The 19,715-nt window shown below is 60.9% G+C and carries 21 protein-coding genes; 7 read left to right on the top strand and 14 right to left on the bottom strand.

Annotated elements, in window-relative coordinates; all coding sequences use genetic code 11:
- Window positions 1–2: 2 nt before the first annotated feature.
- The 4 genes from J3485_RS20800 to J3485_RS20785 all read right to left on the bottom strand — a co-directional run bounded on the left by J3485_RS20800 (window position 3) and on the right by J3485_RS20785 (window position 3,276).
- Window positions 3–1,361 (bottom strand): sensor histidine kinase, encoded by a 1,359-nt coding sequence (locus J3485_RS20800; protein WP_206956217.1) that lies wholly within the window; start codon window positions 1,359–1,361, stop codon window positions 3–5.
- Window positions 1,361–2,041 carry a response regulator transcription factor gene (locus J3485_RS20795; RefSeq protein WP_206956216.1) on the bottom strand — a complete coding sequence of 227 codons (681 nt, stop codon included), beginning with the start codon at window positions 2,039–2,041 and terminating at the stop codon, window positions 1,361–1,363. The genes J3485_RS20800 and J3485_RS20795 overlap by 1 nt, the downstream gene beginning before the upstream one ends.
- A 97-nt stretch (window positions 2,042–2,138) precedes the next feature.
- Entirely contained in the window at window positions 2,139–2,867 is a 729-nt protein-coding gene (locus J3485_RS20790; protein WP_206956215.1) for a cytochrome c biogenesis CcdA family protein, read from the bottom strand.
- 28 nt (window positions 2,868–2,895) lie between these two features.
- Window positions 2,896–3,276 (bottom strand): thioredoxin family protein, encoded by a 381-nt coding sequence (locus tag J3485_RS20785; protein ID WP_206956214.1) that lies wholly within the window; start codon window positions 3,274–3,276, stop codon window positions 2,896–2,898.
- 114 nt (window positions 3,277–3,390) lie between these two features.
- Between J3485_RS20785 and J3485_RS20780 the strand changes: the two genes are divergently transcribed.
- Window positions 3,391–4,014 (top strand): APC family permease, encoded by a 624-nt coding sequence (locus J3485_RS20780; protein ID WP_242538873.1) that lies wholly within the window; start codon window positions 3,391–3,393, stop codon window positions 4,012–4,014.
- Window positions 4,015–4,093: 79 nt separating this feature from the next.
- On the opposite strand, the gene J3485_RS20775 is transcribed toward J3485_RS20780, so the two are convergent.
- Both J3485_RS20775 and J3485_RS20770 read right to left on the bottom strand, forming a co-directional pair.
- Window positions 4,094–4,387, bottom strand: coding sequence for a hypothetical protein (locus J3485_RS20775; protein WP_206956213.1), 294 nt, complete (start codon window positions 4,385–4,387; stop codon window positions 4,094–4,096).
- Window positions 4,388–4,653: 266 nt separating this feature from the next.
- Window positions 4,654–5,034 carry a YunG family protein gene (locus tag J3485_RS20770; RefSeq protein WP_206956212.1) on the bottom strand — a complete coding sequence of 127 codons (381 nt, stop codon included), beginning with the start codon at window positions 5,032–5,034 and terminating at the stop codon, window positions 4,654–4,656.
- A 388-nt stretch (window positions 5,035–5,422) separates the two neighbouring features.
- On the opposite strand from J3485_RS20770, the gene J3485_RS20765 reads away from it, so the two are divergent.
- The 3 genes from J3485_RS20765 to J3485_RS20755 all read left to right on the top strand — a co-directional run bounded on the left by J3485_RS20765 (window position 5,423) and on the right by J3485_RS20755 (window position 7,689).
- A complete protein-coding gene (locus J3485_RS20765) occupies window positions 5,423–5,710 on the top strand; it encodes a putative quinol monooxygenase (RefSeq protein ID WP_206956211.1) in 288 nt (95 codons plus the stop codon).
- Between the two features lie 176 nt (window positions 5,711–5,886).
- The gene (locus J3485_RS20760; RefSeq protein ID WP_206956210.1) at window positions 5,887–6,261 is read left to right on the top strand and encodes a hypothetical protein; all 375 of its coding nucleotides are present in this window, start codon (window positions 5,887–5,889) and stop codon (window positions 6,259–6,261) included.
- 210 nt (window positions 6,262–6,471) lie between these two features.
- Window positions 6,472–7,689 (top strand): hypothetical protein, encoded by a 1,218-nt coding sequence (locus tag J3485_RS20755; protein WP_206956209.1) that lies wholly within the window; start codon window positions 6,472–6,474, stop codon window positions 7,687–7,689.
- A gap of 58 nt (window positions 7,690–7,747) precedes the next feature.
- Here J3485_RS20755 and J3485_RS20750 read toward each other — a convergent pair whose 3' ends face one another.
- Window positions 7,748–8,266, bottom strand: a complete 519-nt coding sequence (locus J3485_RS20750) for a metal-dependent hydrolase (RefSeq protein WP_206956208.1) — start codon at window positions 8,264–8,266, stop codon at window positions 7,748–7,750.
- 337 nt (window positions 8,267–8,603) lie between these two features.
- Between J3485_RS20750 and J3485_RS20745 the strand changes: the two genes are divergently transcribed.
- A complete protein-coding gene (locus J3485_RS20745; protein WP_206956207.1) occupies window positions 8,604–10,553 on the top strand; it encodes a putative bifunctional diguanylate cyclase/phosphodiesterase in 1,950 nt (649 codons plus the stop codon).
- Window positions 10,554–10,555: 2 nt separating this feature from the next.
- Here the strand turns inward: J3485_RS20745 and mdtD are convergent, their stop codons facing one another.
- Window positions 10,556–11,953 (bottom strand): multidrug transporter subunit MdtD, encoded by a 1,398-nt coding sequence (mdtD, locus tag J3485_RS20740; protein WP_374192451.1) that lies wholly within the window; start codon window positions 11,951–11,953, stop codon window positions 10,556–10,558.
- Between the two features lie 173 nt (window positions 11,954–12,126).
- Between mdtD and J3485_RS20735 the strand changes: the two genes are divergently transcribed.
- On the top strand, window positions 12,127–12,987 hold the full coding sequence (locus J3485_RS20735) for a LysR family transcriptional regulator (RefSeq protein ID WP_206956205.1): 861 nt from the start codon (window positions 12,127–12,129) through the stop codon (window positions 12,985–12,987).
- Window positions 12,988–13,003: 16 nt separating this feature from the next.
- On the opposite strand, the gene J3485_RS20730 is transcribed toward J3485_RS20735, so the two are convergent.
- Both J3485_RS20730 and J3485_RS20725 read right to left on the bottom strand, forming a co-directional pair.
- Window positions 13,004–14,125 carry a porin gene (locus J3485_RS20730; RefSeq protein ID WP_206956204.1) on the bottom strand — a complete coding sequence of 374 codons (1,122 nt, stop codon included), beginning with the start codon at window positions 14,123–14,125 and terminating at the stop codon, window positions 13,004–13,006.
- A gap of 59 nt (window positions 14,126–14,184) precedes the next feature.
- The gene (locus J3485_RS20725; RefSeq protein WP_206956203.1) at window positions 14,185–14,721 is read right to left on the bottom strand and encodes a hypothetical protein; all 537 of its coding nucleotides are present in this window, start codon (window positions 14,719–14,721) and stop codon (window positions 14,185–14,187) included.
- A 395-nt stretch (window positions 14,722–15,116) separates the two neighbouring features.
- Here J3485_RS20725 and J3485_RS20720 point away from each other — a divergent pair, with 395 nt between their 5' ends.
- Window positions 15,117–16,364, top strand: coding sequence for a LysR family transcriptional regulator (locus tag J3485_RS20720; protein WP_206956202.1), 1,248 nt, complete (start codon window positions 15,117–15,119; stop codon window positions 16,362–16,364).
- Here the strand turns inward: J3485_RS20720 and J3485_RS20715 are convergent.
- From J3485_RS20715 to J3485_RS20700, 4 genes are read right to left on the bottom strand one after another with little or no spacing between them, the layout of a single operon-like run.
- Window positions 16,361–17,278, bottom strand: coding sequence for an NAD(P)-dependent oxidoreductase (locus J3485_RS20715; protein ID WP_206956201.1), 918 nt, complete (start codon window positions 17,276–17,278; stop codon window positions 16,361–16,363). The genes J3485_RS20720 and J3485_RS20715 overlap by 4 nt on opposite strands.
- Entirely contained in the window at window positions 17,275–17,985 is a 711-nt protein-coding gene (locus J3485_RS20710) for a substrate-binding domain-containing protein (protein ID WP_206958237.1), read from the bottom strand. The genes J3485_RS20715 and J3485_RS20710 overlap by 4 nt, the downstream gene beginning before the upstream one ends.
- Window positions 17,986–18,002: 17 nt before the next feature.
- The gene (gene ligK / locus J3485_RS20705; protein ID WP_206956200.1) at window positions 18,003–18,686 is read right to left on the bottom strand and encodes a 4-carboxy-4-hydroxy-2-oxoadipate aldolase/oxaloacetate decarboxylase; all 684 of its coding nucleotides are present in this window, start codon (window positions 18,684–18,686) and stop codon (window positions 18,003–18,005) included.
- Between the two features lie 2 nt (window positions 18,687–18,688).
- A complete protein-coding gene (locus J3485_RS20700; protein ID WP_206956199.1) occupies window positions 18,689–19,714 on the bottom strand; it encodes an amidohydrolase family protein in 1,026 nt (341 codons plus the stop codon).
- Window position 19,715 lies beyond the last annotated feature (1 nt).

Genomic DNA, 19,715 nt, shown 5'->3' with positions numbered 1-19,715 from the left:
ATTCACCGCGAAGGCAGCGCGATGCGAAAGATGCTGCCTTGATCGGGCTTGGCCTCGACATCCACCGTGCCGCCGTTGAGCCCGATTGCCCAGCGCGCGATGGCCAGCCCGAGCCCCGAGCCGCCCGCTGCTCGCGAACGCGCTTCATCGATTCGGTAGAAGCGCTCGAAAATGCGTTCTCTATGTTCGGCGGCAATTCCGGGGCCATTGTCGTCGACCTCCACGAGCGCTCCTCTCTCAGGACACGCCCGTACGCGCACGGTGATTTCGCCGCCCGCTTGCGTGTACTGGATCGCATTCGCCACGAGATTGATCAAGGCTTGCTCGAACGTGGCCTTGTCCAGCACAACGTTCAACTCGGCTTCTTCATGACAAGCGAGCGTCTGCGCTTTCTCCTCGGCCAGCACGCGCAGGCAATTGACCACATTCAGCGAGACCTCGCCGAGACGCACTGCGTCGAAAACCAACGGCAATCGTTCGGATTCGGCGCGCGTCAGCGTCAACAAACCTTCCAGCAAACGCGTCATTCGATCGGTTTCCTCCAACATGCCGCCGATCGCATCCTCGTATATCACGGCATCGCGTGGCCCTTTCAGCGCGTTCTCGCCCATGCTTCGGATCACCGCGAGCGGGGTGCGCAGTTCGTGCGACGCATCGCCTGTGAACCGCCGCATTCGCTTGAATGAATCTTCCAGCCGATCGAAGGTTTCATTGAACACGCATGCCAGGCGATCGAATTCGTCTCCTTGCGTGCCGACCGTCAGCCGTTGCGAGAGATCATCCGCCGTGATCTCTTTGGCTTTGCGAGCCATTGCATCCATCGGCGATAGCAGCCGCCCCGCCAGCCAATATCCGCCCGGAAGGCTGACGAGCAAAAGCCCAGGGAGGCTGAAAAGCAAAACCACCCAAAGCCTTTCCAAATTCTCGAACGTTTGCTGATCATCCTCGGCTATGCCGACCCGTAGCGGCCGGCCGTCGAGCCGAATATTCGTCTCGCGAATAGCATAGTGCCGCCCGCTCGCGGACGCGCGAAACGCATACCCGCCGGAATCGATGCCGACGGGAATGGCGATTCCGGTTGCCGCCCACCCAGTGCTCGCATAGAGCACACGCCGATTCGCCGCGACATAGAAATTGCACGCGGGGAAATCGCTTTCTATCGATGCCATACGGTCCGGGGTTTTCGCGAGCGCGCTCGTCACGAGCGTGAGCGCGCTATTGAGCCGAAGGCGCGACTCCGCGATGCAGCCGTAGCGAAACGTTAGGAATACGCAGCCCGCGAATACGAGGTAAATCAGTGCGATCGACAGGGAATACCACAGCGTCATGCGCCAGCGAACGCGTCCGACGAGTGCCCTCATCAACTCGGCTCCCTGACGATGAACCCGACGCCGCGAATGGTCTGAACGACGGGGCATGCAAACCCTTGATCGATTTTTTTGCGCAGCCTCGTCATATGGACGTCGATCACGTTGTCCAACGGCACCGCCCTGACCGACACTTTCCATACGTCTCGGGCCAGCATCTCACGCGTCACGACCGTCCCCTGGCGCCGCAAGAGAAATTCGAGCAATTCGAATTCTTTCGTCGTCAGATCTATCGGCTTCCCTTCGCGCGAGACATCGCGCGTGATCAAATTCATTTCGAGGTCGGCTACCTTCAGCAGGGCCGGATTGTCGGCGCGGCCGCGTCTGAGCAATGCTCGTATGCGCGCCAGCAATTCGGCCACGGCGAAGGGTTTGACGAGATAGTCGTCCGCTCCACGATCCAGGCCTAGCACGCGATCTTCAACCGTGTCTTTGGCGGTGAGAATGATGACCGGCGTCTGCAGATTGCGTTTTCTCAGCGTCGACAAAACATCGAAACCGTCCCGCCCCGGCAGCATGATGTCGAGAACGATCAGGTCGAAATGCCGCTCGTTGACTTGGAAGAAACCCTCCTCGCCGGTATGAGCGACATCCACGACGAACCGCTCGTATTCGAGGCACTCCTTCAACGCGTGGGCGAGCTTCTGTTCGTCTTCAACAATCAAAATGCGCATGGTTCGTTGTTAGAGTTCCGACGTCGTCAAACATGAAAGCATACTCATCGGCAGCTTACCCAAACGCGCGGAGCACCAACCCTTGCTCGTATCGCCTTCAAATACGCGTGGTCAGATCGATCAGCCAAGCCGGCGAATGGTCGACCGCCGCGGCTTCGAGCGTCTTGTCGAATCCGCCCAGCGTCAGGATGCCGAGTATGCACAACGAGCCGCCGAGCACGTACTTGCCCGCATTGCCGAACGCACTCAGCCGGCTGTGTAATCGCGCTGTCGCAGTGCGCGACGCCAAACCAAGCAGCAGCATGGGCGTGCCGGCCCCCAGGCCGTAGATTGCCATGAGCACAGTCACTTGAGCCACATCCTTTCCTCGCGACGCGAGTGCGATCGCGGCGCCGAGCGTCGGTCCAATGCAGGGGCTCCACACCGCGCCCAACGTCAGGCCGATCACGAATTGCCCGCCGCTGCCGCCGAGTTTCAGTCCATGCAAGAGAGCGTGCCCGCGTCCCGCCACGCCGTTTGCAAGCAGGGCGAAGCGGCGTTGCATCGCCGGCACGATCAATACGATGCCGACGATGACGAGCAGCATCGCGGCAACCGAGCGAAACGCCTCTTCATTCAAACCGAGCGTGGCGCCCAAAGTGGCCAAGAGAATACCCATCGCGCTGAACGAAAGCATGACGCCCGCTGTGAGCGCCCTCGCCCCGAACCGACCCGATGTTGCCGCGCTACCGAGCAAGATGGGCAGCAACGGCAGCACGCAGGGAGACAGGGTAGAGAGAACGCCTGAGAAATAACCGAGCGCATACGTTGCGAATCCGAACCCCATCGTTCCGCTCCAGAAGGACATGCATGTTTCAAAGCGTTTTGGCAAACAAGGTTTCGATCGATTCCTTGTCGGTATCCGCAATCGAACGCCCCACTTCGGTGTCGCCCTTGTAGGCGATAAAAAGACTGCGCTTGGTCAAATGGAGCGACTGCATGATGGCCTTGTCGGCGTCGATATCGACGACCAACACCGTCACCCTTTGAAATCGAGGCTCTTCCTCGATCGTCGACAACAAGTCTTTCTGCTTCCTGCAAATCGGGCACCACGTCGCGTCGGTGTGGATGACTACGGGCTTGCCCTCCCGACGCAGTTCGTCGTAGGTCTGAGCATTGAAATGGATGACGTCGGCAAACGCGCCGACGCTCATCGACGACAACAATCCACCGATAAGAACGCTCGCAAATTTCATTCGATTCTCCTTTACTTCGCCTCGCGGCGTGACGAAAGACTATCAACCCGAGCTCTCGGGCATCAACTGAAGCTTTCGTGACGAAAAAGTAAGGAGAACGGTCCGAAGCAGAGAGTGCCTTTGCTCACCGCGCGAGGATGCGGGCAGTGGTCTAAGCTGAACGGCAACAAGGTGCCGTGGGTTGCCGTGCTCGTCATGTGGGTGGTCGGCGTGATCTTCTTGCTGCCGTTTCCGGCGTGGCAAAAGATGGTCAACTACATCACGTCGATCACGGTACTCACCTACGGCCTCGGCCCGGTCGCGCTGCTCGTGATGCGTCGCAACCTGCCCGACCTGCGGCGTCCGTTCCGCATGTGGGCCGCCCCCGTGCTGGCGCCGCTCGCATTCATCTGCAGCAACCTCATCATTTACTGGACCGGGTTCGAAACCAACATCTTCCTGTTTTCGCTCGTGGCGATCGGTTTCGCGATTTATGCGCTGTACTACCACCTCGTTTTGCGCAAACCCGCGCGAGAATTCGGCTGGCGGCAGATCGCTTGGCTGCTGCCGTGGTTCGGCGGCATCTGGATCCTCTCGTGGCTTGGCGCAATAGGCGGCGGACGCGGTTTGCTCTCCTTCGGCTGGGACACGCTGGCCGTCTCGATCTGGAGCGTGATCGTCATGCTGCTGGCCATGCGCAGCGCGATCGAGAAAGAGGAAACCGAAGCGGTGATGGCGCGGATGAATTTGACGGATTGAAGGCGAGAAAGAAATTGCTATCCGTGCTTCAAGCACCGTGCAGGCTACGCCGAGAATGTCGGATCCTGACGCATATCACCTACACCTGACGAAGCTGCGCGCACAGCAAGTCACGCAGGCGCGGCAAACTCACGATCCAGCCTTTGCGCACGACCTCCCCCGGCTCCACCAGCGTGCCAGGATGGGTGTCGAAATACCGTCGGCTGGCTGCCACCAGATTCCGCCACTCCACCGGGAACTCGCTGCGCACCACCATCCCGGCCAGCCGGAACACGTTCGCCTCGACAGCATCTGCGGAAGACGCGCAAGGATCACGTGCTGCCTGTACACACCGCGTCAGGAGTTGGCTTTCGATTCCGCGTACATCCGTCATCCTTTCCTCCGTTCCCGTTTCCCCGTGTATAAGAACATTGTCGGCCAGGCATGTCCATCACCTCATAGACGAACGGCGAATCGAGCACCGGGGACGTTCCGAATCGCTTCTCGTAACGCTCCGCAAAAGCAGGTCTTTTCGGCATCTTCGCAAGCGGCGTCCCAGCGATCGAGCAGACCACATCGTCGGCCGCGTACCCCGCCAGCTTGGAAAGGTCGTCCGCGCAAACCCAGTCGCCGGCGAGGCTCGAGGCGTTATCACGACACTCATCGACTCCGAGCGATCGCGGTCTTTAGTCTCGATACGAGAAGCGCGTGCTTTACAAGCGATGTGTCCGCCAGCGCGGCGTCGCGGCTTGAAGCGGTGTCGTCGTACGGTATCGGCTCGACAAACTGACTGGCGGTAAGATCCCACTTCTTCCCGTCGACCACATTGTAAAAGTGAGTTCCCCCGGAAGTACGAGTACTCAGAATCTCCCCACCGAAATAATCCTGCACGACGAGCGCCGTAACGCTGCAGTGGTTCTGCGCAGGATTCGACAGTGACCATGCGTTGGTTGGGCTCGATGTGTCGCCTGACCATAAGCGAGAAATGACTCGATATAAATCGACGGGTGTCGCGAACGGATTCAGTACAGAGGTCGTCATGTTTTTAGCTCTCGTTGAGCCGACGACCGGCGGGGTGAGTGAAAATGCAAAAAGCCCCGTCGTTGTCGGCGGGGCTTCGTAGCACACGTTGCTGCGAATTTCTAGTGCATGCACGTACCCAACCGCGAACCCGAGTGGGTATGCGGATGATGATGAAACGTCATCGTGAGGGAGGAAAAAGCACGCATGGCGATGAGTCTGCCCGCAAATCATGCGCTCGTCAATCTTATCGATGCTTATCGCTGCTATTCGTTATATGAACGTCCGTTGGATTGCAGCCGCAGACACGGCCTCTTAGCAAAAAAGTAGCTTTGGCCAGGTGCCTCATTCGTTATCGATGTGGCATGATCGAAGGCCGACACAATCCATTTCGACATGAGAGGATCGAATGAGTCTTTCATTAGTAGTCCTAATCGAAGTTCAGCCTGGGAAAGCGGATCAACAATTGGAAGCGTTTCAAAGCATCGCACCATTGGTTCGAGCCGAGGCGGGATGTATCGAATACCAGCTCCATCGCGTAGATGGAAACGAAAATCAATTCGTACTGACCGAGCAATGGGAATCGGAAGCAGCGTTGGCTGCCCATGACGTTGCTCCACACATGATCGAGGCGAGCGGCAAGAACAAGTCCTTTCGCGCCGGCCCCGCGAAGGTACTGAAGCTGGTCGCGATCTAACGCATATGGTTGCCGGCACGACGGCCTCCTCCTCGTGCCGGCGCATGAATGCCGCCACGCCCGTGACGTCCGTCACGATGCATCGACCCTGACGTCCGCCTCATTTCGCCGCTGCTCATGGCGCCATACGCTCCTTTGCACCCGGGCACTCGCCCGACTTCACGAAGGAGCGAACCATGAGCACTCTGCCGAAACCGCCGCTAGACCCGCACACCATTTGGAATTGGGTCGACAATCATTGCCCCGCTTCGCACATCGAAATTCTGAAGCGCCCGAGCGCGGAAACGTATCCGAACACGTTCGTCGTCATGTTCAGCGGCACGGGGTTGCCCACGGGCATGACGAAGATTTTTCTCGATGTCCATTACGTCGGCGACAAGATCGAAGGCGGCCAGCCCCTACAGGCACTCGGCGGATTGTGGGCAACGGGATTCATCGGCGCGCTGAAGCCGGAACAGGAAGGCACGGGCGTGCAGAAGCTGAGCCTCATTGCGCACATCGGCCATACGTCGCCGGATCCGACCGGGCTGAACAATTACGGCATGTACTAAAAGGCCGTTGAAGGACTACCGTGAGGCGCGGCGACGGCTTCTTCCGAAGCACTGCCGCGCCGGGTCGGGCCGTGTCGATAAGCCGTAAGAATAGCCGGCATTAGGCTCGTCAATCTCAGTGACTCTTACGGATCTTGGCGCGAATTGCGGATCGGGAATATGCGATCGTCTCCGATCACAACGCAATCAAAACGCAAACGAGGGATTCGAATGCTTGCACGCGCAACGATATTGACGCGCCTCAGCGCTTTCGGCATGCTCGCCACGCTCGCCGCATGTGGCGGAAGCAGCGATTCGTCCCCCGGATCGTCGGCGGTCGCGGCTGCGCCTTCCGGATCCGTGAGCACGACCACCGGCAACGGTACAAGCAACGGCTCGGGAACAGGTACCGGCACAGGGCCCAGCACCAGCACGCCCATCTCCGCCGTCGATGCGCGACCCAACGACGGCTCGGGATACTGGCCGGATTTCTCCAACACCGGCTATGCGAATACGCCCGCCAATGCCGGCGGCCTAGGGCTTCCCGCCTATCCGGGGCATTTGACCGACTACGCCGCGGGCATGAACGACACCCAACCGCTCTCTGTCACGTACCCTGACGGCAGCGTCATTGCCTACATGCATTTTCGCGGCCTCAAAATCCTCATCTATGGCGACAACCTGACCTTCGTCGGTTGCCTGTTCGAGGGCACGGATCCGAACGACAATCTCGTCCAGATTTATTCGCCGACGAACATCACGTTCCGCTACTCGACCTTCAAGCCGAGCGCGTACGCCATGCCGCCGGGCAACGACGGGACTGTGTCGTCGGCCCACTCGACACCGGGCACGCCTTTCAACGACTCGTGGCAAATCTCGACGACGATGGAACCGGCCGTCGTGCTCATGGACCACGACGACATCTGGGGCAACGCGGGCATGGAGATGGTGACGGGCTTTCCGGGGCACCCGTCGACATGGACGAACAACTACATTCACGACGCCGCCGATACCGCGAACAATGTCTACCACCAAGACGGTATCGGGCCGCAAAGCGGCGGCAACGGTGGTCCTATGTTGATCGATCACAACACGATCGCGTCGCTAGGCAACACGAACGGCCTGGCGCTTCAAGGCGGCGGCGTGTATGACCACATCACCTTCACGAACAACTATGTGTCGGGTTGGGGCTACGCGTTGTCGTTCGGCACGTCGAACAACGCGACGAATCTGACGGTAACGGGCAATGTGTTCTCCGCGGAACTCACCGAGCTCTGGGGGCCGCTGTACGGAAACCTCTGGGGCGGGCAGGCACAAGGCTCCACGTGGCGAAACAACCTGTATCAAGTGCGACCCGGCGACGGCAATACGTCCTACACGACGGCCGATCAAGGCTTGTACTGGTGGCCGACCGACAACGTCAGCCATAGCACGGACTACGCCAACTGAGCGCCGGGCATTCACCCGAGCATCGCGATGCGGTGCTCAACGTCCTCGCACACGCATGTCAGCGAACGAATGCATGCAGCCAGTGCGTCAAAGGCGCAACGCGCGGTGCCCATAGCGGCCGAGCAACCCAGCATGCGCCTGCCCAAGCCAGCGCCACGACGAGCAAATCGCAGCGCCCGCTCTTCCACAGATTCAACGAGTGCCGTTTCCAAATCCACGGTACGCCGAGTGGGTTCGGCCAGTCGGCCAGCAGATGCATGAGGCCGCCGCAAGCGAAGCCGAACAGTGCCGCGGCAAACGGATGCGCGCGGCCCAGCGAACCATACGCGAAGACGAGCGCCGCCACCCAACCCACGCCCCAATGCGTCGCGGTGCGATGGGTGATCCAAAGCCGCCGCGCACGACTCCACCATGCGATTTCCAACCAATCGGGCGCCGTGCCGCCGGCGACGCCGGCGATGAATGCGACGAGGCTGCCTGAATGCCAAGGGCCCGCCGCACCCGCCTGAGCGACGAGCGCGGCCGCGATCATTCCGGCTGCCCAGCCGGTCGCGTGATGCGCACTATGCGATGCCATACCGAAGACGTATCCGCAATGCAAAAAACGAAGGGACGTCATTGTCGCAGAAGAAGTCCAGGCATCGACGGGACTTGTTTCAGCAGCTACGTCGGCAAAACGATCGTTCGAACGGTTCTAACGCGCTGTAATTGTGTGCGCGGCCCGCCTTCAGAAATCGACGGAATCGCCGTAAACAGAGGCAAAGCGCTCCGCAAAAGTCGATGCGCACGCAACAAGCGCTTACGGGCGGGCCTCAGCAGCCGCGGTCGGCGGTCGGCTTCTCGTGCATTGATCCGGCCCCACGCCGGCGCGCCGCGGTACCGACAGCACATTGAATCGAACACATGTCCTTTTGATGCGATTGACCAAACCACGCGAGCACGATGACGCGTTGAACGTCGCGTTGATGCGCAGTCAGTTCGAGGCGTTCTCGCGACAGCTTCCGCTGCTCTATTTCACCCTGATCGCCAACAGCGTGGCCGTCGCGTTTACGCACGCCCATTTCGCACCGGTCATCTTGGGCAAGATCGTGCCGTCGGTGCTTTGCGCAGCCTGCTTGCTTCGGCTTTGCGTTTGGGCGCGCCGTCGCACGGCGCTGTGCCCGATGACCGACGAGCAGATCGCCGTGCGCATGAGAAACACGATTGTGCTCGTCGTGCTGTTCGGCGCTGCGTTCACGGCCTGGGGCTTGAGCCTCTATCCGTACGGTGGGGCTTACGAGCGCGCGCACGTGGCCTTTTACATGTCGATCACCGTGATCGCCTGCATCTTCTGCCTGATGCATATGCGCATGGCCGCGCTGCTGCTCACCGCCATCGTCCTCGTTCCGTTCGTCGTCTTCTTTTCGCTGACGGCCAATCCCGTGCTCATCGCCATCGCGATCAACGTTCTGCTCGTCGCGGTCGCGATGATCAAGGTGCTGCTGACTTACTATCGCGACTTCGCCGATCTCGTCAACGCAAAGAAGGGGCTCGAGGACAAACAGCAGCAACTGCTAGCGCTGAATAGCGAAAACCAGCGCCTCGCGAATATCGACAGCCTCACGGCACTGCCGAATCGGCGTCAGTTCTTGGCCCGGCTCAGCGAAAGCTTCATGACCGGCGACGTGGAAGAAAAACGCTTCGCCGTCGGCATCGTCGATCTCGACGGTTTCAAGCAGGTCAACGATTTGCATGGTCATCGCGCGGGCGACGGCTTGCTGCAAGAAGTCGGGCGCAGACTGGCGGCGCTCGCTTCCGACGATTTGCAGATCGCTCGCCTCGGAGGCGACGAATTCGGCCTGCTGTTTCAACGCATCACGGCCGACGACGATCTGCTCTCGATCGGCGCGACCGTTTGCGATGCGTTGCGCGAACCGTACGCGCTGCCGCAAGCGACGGTGCGCATTTCAGCCACCATCGGCATCGCCCTTTTTCCGGAAGCAGGCCGTACCGCCGAACAATTGTTCGAGCGCGCCGACTATGCGCTCTACCATGCCAAGGCACACCGCCGCGGGCAAGCAACGATTTTTTCTCAGCAACATGAAAGCGCGATTCGACAGCTTGGCCGCGTCGAGCAAGCGCTTCGGCAAGCCGATCTCGAGCGGGAAATGACACTGCATTTCCAGCCGATTCTGAACGTCGCAACGGGCGACGTCGTGTCGTACGAATCGCTCGCGCGCTGGCACAGTCCCGTACTGGGCCCGGTCTCGCCGGACGCGTTCATTCGCGTCGCCGAGAAGAGCGACCTGATTCATCAATTGACGGCCGTTCTACTGCGCAAGGCGCTAGCGTTCATGGCGGAAAGCGATCCGGGCGTCGGCTTCTCATTCAATCTGTCCGCGCGCGATCTTGCCTCCCCCGATGCCGTCGAAAACATCCGGCAAATCGTCCAACAAAGCAGCGTGAATGCAGCCCGACTCACGTTCGAGGTCACGGAAACCGCGGTCATCGAGGATTTCGCGAAAGGCCGTGCGGCACTATCGCAATTGAGCGCGCTCGGCGCGAAGATCGCACTGGACGACTTCGGCACCGGCTACTCGAGCCTGCACTGCATTCATCAACTACCGCTCAATAGCGTCAAGGTGGACCGCACGTTCGTCGAGAACATCGAGCGCGACACGCTGGCGCAAGGGATCGTTCGCAGTGTCGTCGAGCTGTGCCGCAACCTCGGGCTGAGTTGCGTGATCGAAGGCGTCGAAACCGAGCGCCAAGCAGCGGCGCTTGCCGAGCTTGGCTGCCGCTTCATGCAGGGCTATCACTTCGGCAAACCGGCCGCGACGATCCCCGATGCGATGCGACGGCTGTCGACTGCTTTGCGCGATTGACGCTATCGCCCGCTAGCCGTGGCGTGCTTCACTGAAGAGATGACCATCGGCGCTTCTTCGAGCCGACGGAAGATAAGCGCGGCAGCAAGCGTAATGCCGCCTACGCAAACGAAGCTCATGCGGAACCCGAGCAGCGCCGATTGCCATTGGTCGGAGAACAGCTCGACCAACGAGCCGCCGATCGATACGCCCAATCCCATCGCAAGCATCTGCACCATCGAAAAGAGACTGTTGCCGCCCCCGGCATCTTCGTGCGACAGCCCCTTCAGCGTAACGCTGTTCATCGCAGCGAACTGCATCGAATTGGCCGCACCGAAAACGGCCAGCACAATGAGCGCAACGACGACCGGTGTCGTACGCGTGATCAGCGCGAACGACACAATCGCCGCGCCGACGATCAGCGTATTCACCAACAAGAACGTGTCGTAGCCATAGCGGCGAATCAACGGCGCGATCCAGCGTTTGGCGAGCGCCCCCGCGAGTGCCGCGGGCAGCATCATCAAACCCGAGTGCAGCGGGGTGTAGCCCAGCTCGAGTTGCAGCAACAGCGGAACGAGGAACGGCACGGCGCTCGATCCGATCCGGCACACCAAATTGCCGATCAGCCCCACGCTAAAATTAGGCTCGCCGAATAACGACAATTTGAACAGCGGATTAGCGCGGCCGCGCGCATACGGTACATAAGCGAGGGCGGAGGCGATCCCGAGCGCGAACAGTCCGGCGGACCACGCGGTGCGATGCGATTGAGCCGGCGCATCGACCGCGAGCGAGAACGCAATCATGCACAAGGAAATGAGCGCGCACCCGGCCAGATCGAAACGAGGTGCGGCCGTGCTCGTGGCACGCGGTAAATAACGGTGCACCGCAAACAACCCGACTGCGCCGATCGGCACGTTGATCAAGAAAATCCAATGCCAGGAGATGGCTTCGACGAACCAGCCGCCGAGCGTCGGCCCGACGATCGGCCCCACCTGTCCGGCCACGGAAATCATCGCGAGCGCCGAGACGTATTGCTCACTGCTGACGCTGCGCAGGACGGCGAGCCGGCCGATCGGCAGCAGCATCGATCCGCCGATGCCCTGCAGGACACGCGCGATCACCAATTGCCCGAGCGTATGCGCACCGGCGCAACACAGCGAGCCGAGCACGAAAATCAGGATCGCAGCGAAATACACACGGCGCGTGCCGAAGCGGTCGGCGAGCCATCCGGACGCGGGTGTCAGCATGGCCATCGTCAACGTATAGGCGACGATCGCCCATTGCATCACCAGCGGTCGCACGCCCATGCTGTGCGCGATGGACGGAAGCGCGGTGTTCACGATCGTCGTGTCGAGCGCCTGCATGAAAAACCCTGCGGCGACGATCCACAACAACGCTGTTTGATTTGAATCCTGGTTCATCTGAAATTCTCGAGTGCGCGGCCGAGCCGAACGAACGAGGCTTCGCGGTACGACCATGCGGAGTGCGTTCGACGCAATCATTGAAAACCCCTACATCATATTGGAATCAGTTTCAATCGAGAACCCCACTAGCGGCGTTGACTGTTATCGGCATTGCCGATAACAATGGCTGCATGCTCAATCCTGTCTGGTTGAAAACGTTCGCGACGGTGTCGGCGTGCCACAGCTTCACCGAGGCCGCGCGCCAATTGGGGCTGACGCAATCGAGCGTCAGCGAACATATCCGTCGCCTCGAACACGCGATCGGCCGGCGGCTGCTGGTGCGCGATACACACTCGCTCTCGATGACTGCCGACGGCGAAGCGATGCTCGCGCATGCTGGTGCGATCCTGCAAGCGCTGAACCGTGCCGAATCACAATTCCGCGGGCCCCGGCTGAAAGGGCGCGTGCGTCTCGGTTCATCCGACGATATCGCGCTCGGGCCGTTGCCGACCGTCCTCGCGGCGTTTCGCAACGCGCATCCCGATGTGGAACTCGAAATCACGATCGGCATGACGGGTCGGCTTTACGAGTTGCTCGATGCCGGTGCGATCGATTTATTGGTCGGCAAACGGCGGCTTGGCGACAAGCGCGGCGTTCCGCTGTTTACGGGCCGGCTCGAATGGATCGCACGGACGGGTACGCGCGTGGACATCGACCAACCGTTGCCGTTGATCCTCGTTGCCGAACCCAGCGTGACGCGTGCCGTCGTACTCGATGCACTCGCGGAAACGGATTTTCGTTGGCAGGTAGTCTGCACGAGCAGCAGTCATTCCGGCTGCATCGCGGCGGCGCGCGGTGGTCTCGGCATTACGGTGCGCGCGCAATATCTATCGGCGCGCGGGCTCTCGCAACCCGTCAATGCGTCCAGCCTGCCCGTGCTGCCCGACGTCGAATTCATCGCGCTCGCGGCGAAGCGGCTCAGCCGCCCCGCGGGAACGCTGCTGCAGTTGCTGCACGACAGCGATCTGCGGGGGTCGTGGGTGGGGGAGTAGAACTGCCGCGCGGCCGTCAGAACAAATGCCGAATGCCGACCTGCACGCCGGTTTCGCTCTGTCCCGCATCCGGCGTGAGAAACGAACCGGTCGTGACACTGGCGCCCGTCATCTTGTACTGAGCGCCGTTGGCATTGTTCAGATGCGACACGACACCGTACACGCGCGTCTTTTTCGAAAGGTCGTAGTTGACGATCGCGCTCATCTGGCTGGCGTTGTCGCCCAGCGACGAACTGTCTTTGAGGAAGGCGTAACCGATGCCTGCCGACAAGAACGGACTGAATCGATAATCCGCCGACAGCGAATAGGTGCTGTGCCAGTTGCCGGGCGTGTTGCTTACGGGGCCCACCGACGGATCGTACTTGCCTGCCGGATTGCTCAACGCATTGCCCGTCGTGTCGGAGATGATTTCATTCGCCCTGAAGTAGCCGAAGTAGATCTTGCCCCAGCCGTAATCGATATTTCCGCCCGCCATGATTTCCTGAACGCGGTTGGTGGCTGTCGCATTCGCCGCATTCAGATAGGCCGCCGCCAAATAAACCGGCCCCCACGCGGTCTGCGCTCCTGCTTGGTAAACCGCGTTGCCCGCGAGCGTCCCCGGCTGCCCCCCGACCGAATAATGAAGCTCGACTTGCGTATTGGCCCATTTCGGGGAAATGTAGCTGATGTCGTTATCGACGCGCGCCAGCCAATTGGCGAAATCGTTGTAGCCGGACCCATAGGTCGCCGCGCCGAACGCATCCATATTGCCGCTCCAAGCGAACATCGGCGTGTTCTGCCGACCGAATCTGAACTCGCCGTACGGTGCCGCAATGCCGAGCCATGCCTGCCGGTCGAAGAACCGATACTGGTTCTGCAGTTTCCCCGTGCCGGGATCGAAACCGCTCTCCAAATCGAACGTGACGCGGTAGCCTCCCCCCAGATCCTCCGATCCGCGCAGCCCCCAACGGCTCGTCATCTCGCCGTTGTTCCCGAGCGCATACAGGGACGTGCTTTTGCCGCCGACTTTTGCCGACTGATAGCCGATGAACTCATCGAGCACCCCGTACAGCGTGACCGACGATTGGGCATGTGCCTGCGACGATCCGACGATCGCGGCCACGACGCCCAGCAGCGTCGCGGTAAGCTTCCTTTTCATTGCGTCTCCGAAATATTGTCTACGTTTTATGTATCCGTTTCGACTTTCGTTTCCTCGAATCAACGCGGTGCGAGCATGCGCTTGACGACGAGCGCGAGCGGAACGGTGAAGACGAAATGCGACATGAAGCCGCCGATCACCACGTTGGGATCGAAGTAGTTCGGGTGATTGCTGGAGGCGATCATGATGAGCGTATGCATCACGAGCCAAGCGACGATCGCATAAAACAACGCGACGAACGTCGCTTCATATCCGCGCCGGCGGAAGTACGGCCAAATCACGGCAAACAGCACGCCCCAGGAAAGTGCGAAGACGAAATGAATTGCGGTGCCGAGCAGGTAGGCCCAGATGCCGAGCGCATCTTGCACGTCCTTGCCGAAAACGAGACCCGTCGCATTGCGAGGAATGCCGCCGAGCGGCATCAGGTGCTGCACGCCCACCCATACCAGCGCCTCGTACACCCAAATGAGCATCGCTCCGGTTAGTCCGCCGACCAGCCCCGCGCGAATGGTTTGCTTGATGCTCGATTGCGCCGGCATGCCGGACTGTTGATCGTCGCCGACCTGGCTGTTGCTCATGCTGTAGTTCCCGCCCATCTTCGTTCTCCTCACGTGTTCGATGAAATGCTGCGCGGGGGGTGGCCCTCGCGTGACGAAACGATAGAAAACGAGATCGCCCATCGACAGCGAGGGTAAACGTGAGCGGATCGGCGGTTTGGTACGCGGCGTGCGGTCGAGCCCGCATGTCGCTCGACCGTTAGATGGCGGAGAAGTCCGTAGCGCACGGCTCCGCGGGCAGCACGCCGCTCGTGCATCGACTGCGATGCGGCCGCGACTCCACGTGCAGCCGATAAATAAAACAGATGGCCGTAGAATCAAGTCGCAAATGAACTTTTCCACTCGCCCGGTTGCAACGCCCATGGCTATACTTCGTACTTCCACGCAGATCGTCACCGCCCTGCGCGCACCGATTCGACATTCCTCCATCCACGATGAACGATAGCGATTCTCTGAACCTCGCCCATCTGCACGCCGTGCGCGTCATCGCCGAGACAGGCAGCGTAAGCGGCGCCGCCATCGTGCTGTTTCGGGCTCAATCGGCCGTCACGCGAGCGGTGCAGGAAACGGAATCTGCGCTCGGCGAGCGTCTGTTCGATCGCAAATCCTCGGGCATGTTGCCGACGGCTGTTTGTCGTGCGGTACTGCATCGCAGCGCGCGCGTGTTCGATGAACTACAGGAAGTCGCGCGATGGAGCCGCGCGCGGCGCTCACCGCGGCAAACGGGCGCGGATGGGGCCCTGCCCGCATACTTGCTCAATACGCGCAGGCTGCAATTGTTCGTCACGCTCGCGCGGCACAAACATATGCCGAGCGCCGCACGAGCCCTCGGCATCACGCAGCCGGCCATCAGCAGTGCGATAAAGATTCTCGAAAGCGGCGCAGGCATGCCGCTGTTTCACCGAAACCCGCGCGGGCTTCTATTGACGAGCGAAGGCGAGACGTTTCTGCTGCACGTGCGCCGTGCGCTGAACGAACTGCGGCACGTGTCCGACGACGTTGCCGCGTTGCGCGGCAGCATTCAAGGCAGTGTGACGGTGGGAGCGTTGCCGCTCGGGCGCACGCTGATCTTGCCCGACGCCATCGCTCGCGTCATCGCCCGATTTCCAGGCGTACGCGTGGTGACGGACGAAAGCAATTACGAGTCGCTCGTAGGCGGGCTGCGCGCAGGCGACGTCGATTTCATCCTCGGCGCGTTGAGATCCAACGATGTGGCCAGCGGCCTCGAAAACGAAAAGCTGATGTCGGAGGAGCTGGTCGTGCTGGCCCGTCATGGTCATCCGCTCGCGGCCGAGCACGATCTGACGGTCAGCCAATTGGCGCACGCGCAATGGATCATGCCGCGCCGGCAGTCGCCCGCTCGTGGCCTGTTTGAATCGATGTTCAAGCGCACGAAAACCAAACCTCCGCAACCGACCGTCGAATCGGCCGACCTCGCGGTGATACGCGGCTTGCTCCTGCGCACGGACATGCTCGCCGTGTTGTCGGCCCAGCAGTTGCACTATGAATGCCAATCGGGGCAGCTCGTGGTGCTCGATGCGCCTACTCGGAATACGAACCGCGATATTGGTTTGACGCTACGCGCCGGCAGCACGCCGTCGCCCGCGGCGCGAGCGTTGATCGACGCAATACGGAGGGTGGTGGGGGACGTCGCGCGCACGACGCGCGTCATCCGTCGCTAGCTGTCTCGATGCGGATGCGACAGCCGATCGAGTACGTCTCGCCAAATGAAAGGCAATAGCGCTTCGTATTGAACGCCCTGTTCCACCATCCCATCGACGAACCGATCCTGCAATTGCGCGCACGCGTCGCTCATCCAAGGTCGAATCCCCGCGTCGCACAATGTTTCGCTTACCTCGCGCATTTCCTCCGCCCGACGTCGGCCGTGTTCAGCCACGCGGCTGATCAGATAGCCGGGTAAATCGTCCGTGCCACGCATCTTGTCGAAGGTCTCATGCAGCGAAGCCAACACGATCTCTTCCGCGCCATACGCGCGTGCCGCGCTGAGGCATTCGACGGTCAACGCCTCGATGCCCTTGATCATGACGCTGCGGCACATCTTCGCCGCCGAAGCGACGCCGACTTTGTCCGAGACCGCTCGCGCATTGAAACCCAATGCGCGCAACTGAACCGCCACGGTATCCGCCCGCTTTCCAGCCAGCAGCATCGGCACCGATAAACCATAGGGCGGCACCGGCGCCATCACGGCCGCTTCGACGTAGTCGGCACCCGCGTCTTCGATGATCTGCCGGCCGTGCTGCTTCGTCATCGGCGACACGGAATTGATGTCGACATAGGTCTGACCCGCTTCGATGCATGTCGCGACCACTTCCGCGACTGCCGCATCGGATGCCGCCGTCACGGCCGACACGACCCACTTCGCACCCGCAATGGCCTCGGCGATCGTCTTCTCAGAGCGCACTCCCACGCGCTCCGCTTTGTCGAGCATGGCCGATACGGTTGCCGGATCGTCGAGCAAGCGGTCGTACATCGACACGCTCACGCCCGTTTTCGCGAGCGCAGCACCGAGTAGACCGCCGGCTTCACCGAAGCCGATGAAAGCGATCCGATCGACCGTGTGCGTCATTTTCGTCATGTCATAGGCTCCATACCGTGGCGTCTTATTGCCGGTGCGGCTGAAGGCGAAGCGAGAAAAGACAGCAATGCCTTGGCCGCATCCTTGCACGTCGACACCGTGCAAACTGCGGCACGGAAAACGGTGAAGCTCTGCGTTTCGGGCGGAAGCGAGCCGACCACTTCGATATCGCGCAAATGCATGAGCTCGCTCAACTGCTGAAAGCCCAACTCGACTTCTCCGTTCGCTAAGAGCGAGCCGACCGGAACGCCAGGCGGCACCTGCACGATGCGCGATGCCATCGTCTCGGCGATACCCAGCCGCTCGAACAAGCTAAGCAGATGAGTACCGCTAGGCCCCGTGGAATAGCCGATGCGTCGGGCAGCCAAGAGCGTGTCGCGCATCGCGGCCTGCGTACCGATGCCGGGATGCGGCGCGCCGCGCGCCACCGCGATCGCCATCCCCGAGCGCGCCAAGTCGATTCGGCTGGTCGGATCGATACGCCGCGCGGTCGTTAGACGATCGATCGCATCGGCTGCCAGCACGACGATATCGAACGGCTCGCCCTCGCTGACGCGCCGTGCGGCATCGACCCCTCCGACCGACTCGATCCTGACCCGCTGGCCCCACCGGCGCTCGTAATCGTCGACGAGTTCGGCGAGCACGTGGCGCGTCGCCATCGACGAGATACCGCTGAGCGGCGCGCCTTCAATTCGATTGATCTTCATATCGGCAGCGGCTTGCTTCAATCGATGTATCGCAGTCCCGCCTGCGCGAGCGGCCCGCGCATGTCGTACATATCGAGGCCCAATACGCCGGCAGCCAGCTTCGTGCGCTTGGCCGCTTCATTGGCTTCGCGTGCCGCCGCTTTGTCGAGCACTTGCCGCGCGATATGCGAAGGAACGACGACCACACCGTCGTCGTCCGCGACGATGACGTCACCGGGATTCACGAGCGCACCCGCGCACACGACCGGAATATTGACCGAACCGAGCGTCGCCTTGATCGTCCCCTTCGCCGAAATCGCCTTGCTCCAAACGGGAAACTTCATTTCTTCCAACACCCGCACGTCGCGCACGCCGGCGTCGATGATCAGCGCTTGCGCCCCGCGCGCTTGAAAGCTCGTAGCCAATAGATCGCCGAAGTAACCGTCGGTACATTCAGCCGTGATGGCTGCCACGACGATATCGCCCGGCTGAATCTGCTCCGCCGCGACGTGCATCATCCAGTTGTCGCCTGGGTGCAATAGAACGGTAACGGCCGTGCCGGATGCCTGCGCGCGTGGATAGATCGGCCGCATATACGGCTTCAGCAAACCGGTTCGTCCCATCGCTTCGTGCACGGTTGCGGCGCCGAATGCGCCGAGCTGCGCGGCGATCGTCTCGTCCGCGCGCGGAATATTGCGGCAAACGACTCCCAATTCATTCATGATCAACGTCCTTCTGCTTTGAGCGCAGCATCGAGACGCGGATAGACGCGTCGCGCGTTGCCCTCGTAAATCTGGTACCGCTCCTGCGCATCGACATGCGCGGCTTCGATATAACGCTTCGTATCGTCGAAGTAGTGCCCCGTCTCGGGATCGACGCCGCGTACGGCGCCAATCATCTCGCTCGCAAACAGAATGTTGTCCACAGGGATGACGCGCGTGAGCAGGTCGATACCGGGCTGGTGATAGACACAGGTATCGAAGAACACGTTGTTCAGCAGATGTTCATTGAGCAGCGGCTTCTTCAACGCTTGCGCGAGCCCGCGAAAGCGGCCCCAGTGATACGGCACTGCGCCGCCGCCGTGCGGGATGATGAAACGCAGCGCCGGAAAATCGCGAAACAAGTCCGACGTGAGGCACTGCATGAACGCGGTCGTGTCCGCGTTCAAGTAATGCGAGCCCGTCGTATGAAAGCAGGCGTTGCAACTCGTGCTGACATGGATCATCGCCGGGATGTCGTATTCGACCATCTTCTCGTAGATCGGATACCAGTAGCGATCGGACAGCGGCGGGCTGGTCCAATGCCCGCCCGAGGGATCGGGATTCAGATTGATCGCGACGTTGCCGTATTGCTCCACGCATTTGACGAGTTCGGGAATGCAGGTGGCCGTATCCACGCCGACGCTTTGCGGCAGCATGGCCGCCGAAACGAAATGCTCGGGGAAGAGTTGGCTCACGCGATAGCACAGTTCGTTGCAGATCGCCGCCCACGTGCTCGACACCTGAAAATCGCCGATGTGATGCGCCATGAAGCTCGCGCGCGGACTGAACACGGTGAGATCGATGCCGCGCGCGCGCATCAGCCGTAGCTGATTGGATTCGATCGATTCGCGTAACGCGTCGTCGCCGATCCGCAGCTCGGATGCCCGCGGCATCTCCGACGGATTGCCGATGCCCGCTATCTGGCGATTGCGCCACACCTCCAACGCTTTTGGCGCAGTGGTGTAGTGCCCGTGAATATCGATGATCATC

The organism is Trinickia acidisoli (assembly GCF_017315725.1).
Lineage (GTDB): Bacteria > Pseudomonadota > Gammaproteobacteria > Burkholderiales > Burkholderiaceae > Trinickia > Trinickia acidisoli.
The sequence above is the reverse complement of the archived record's forward strand: the minus strand, read 5'-3'. Positions and strand labels throughout refer to the sequence as shown.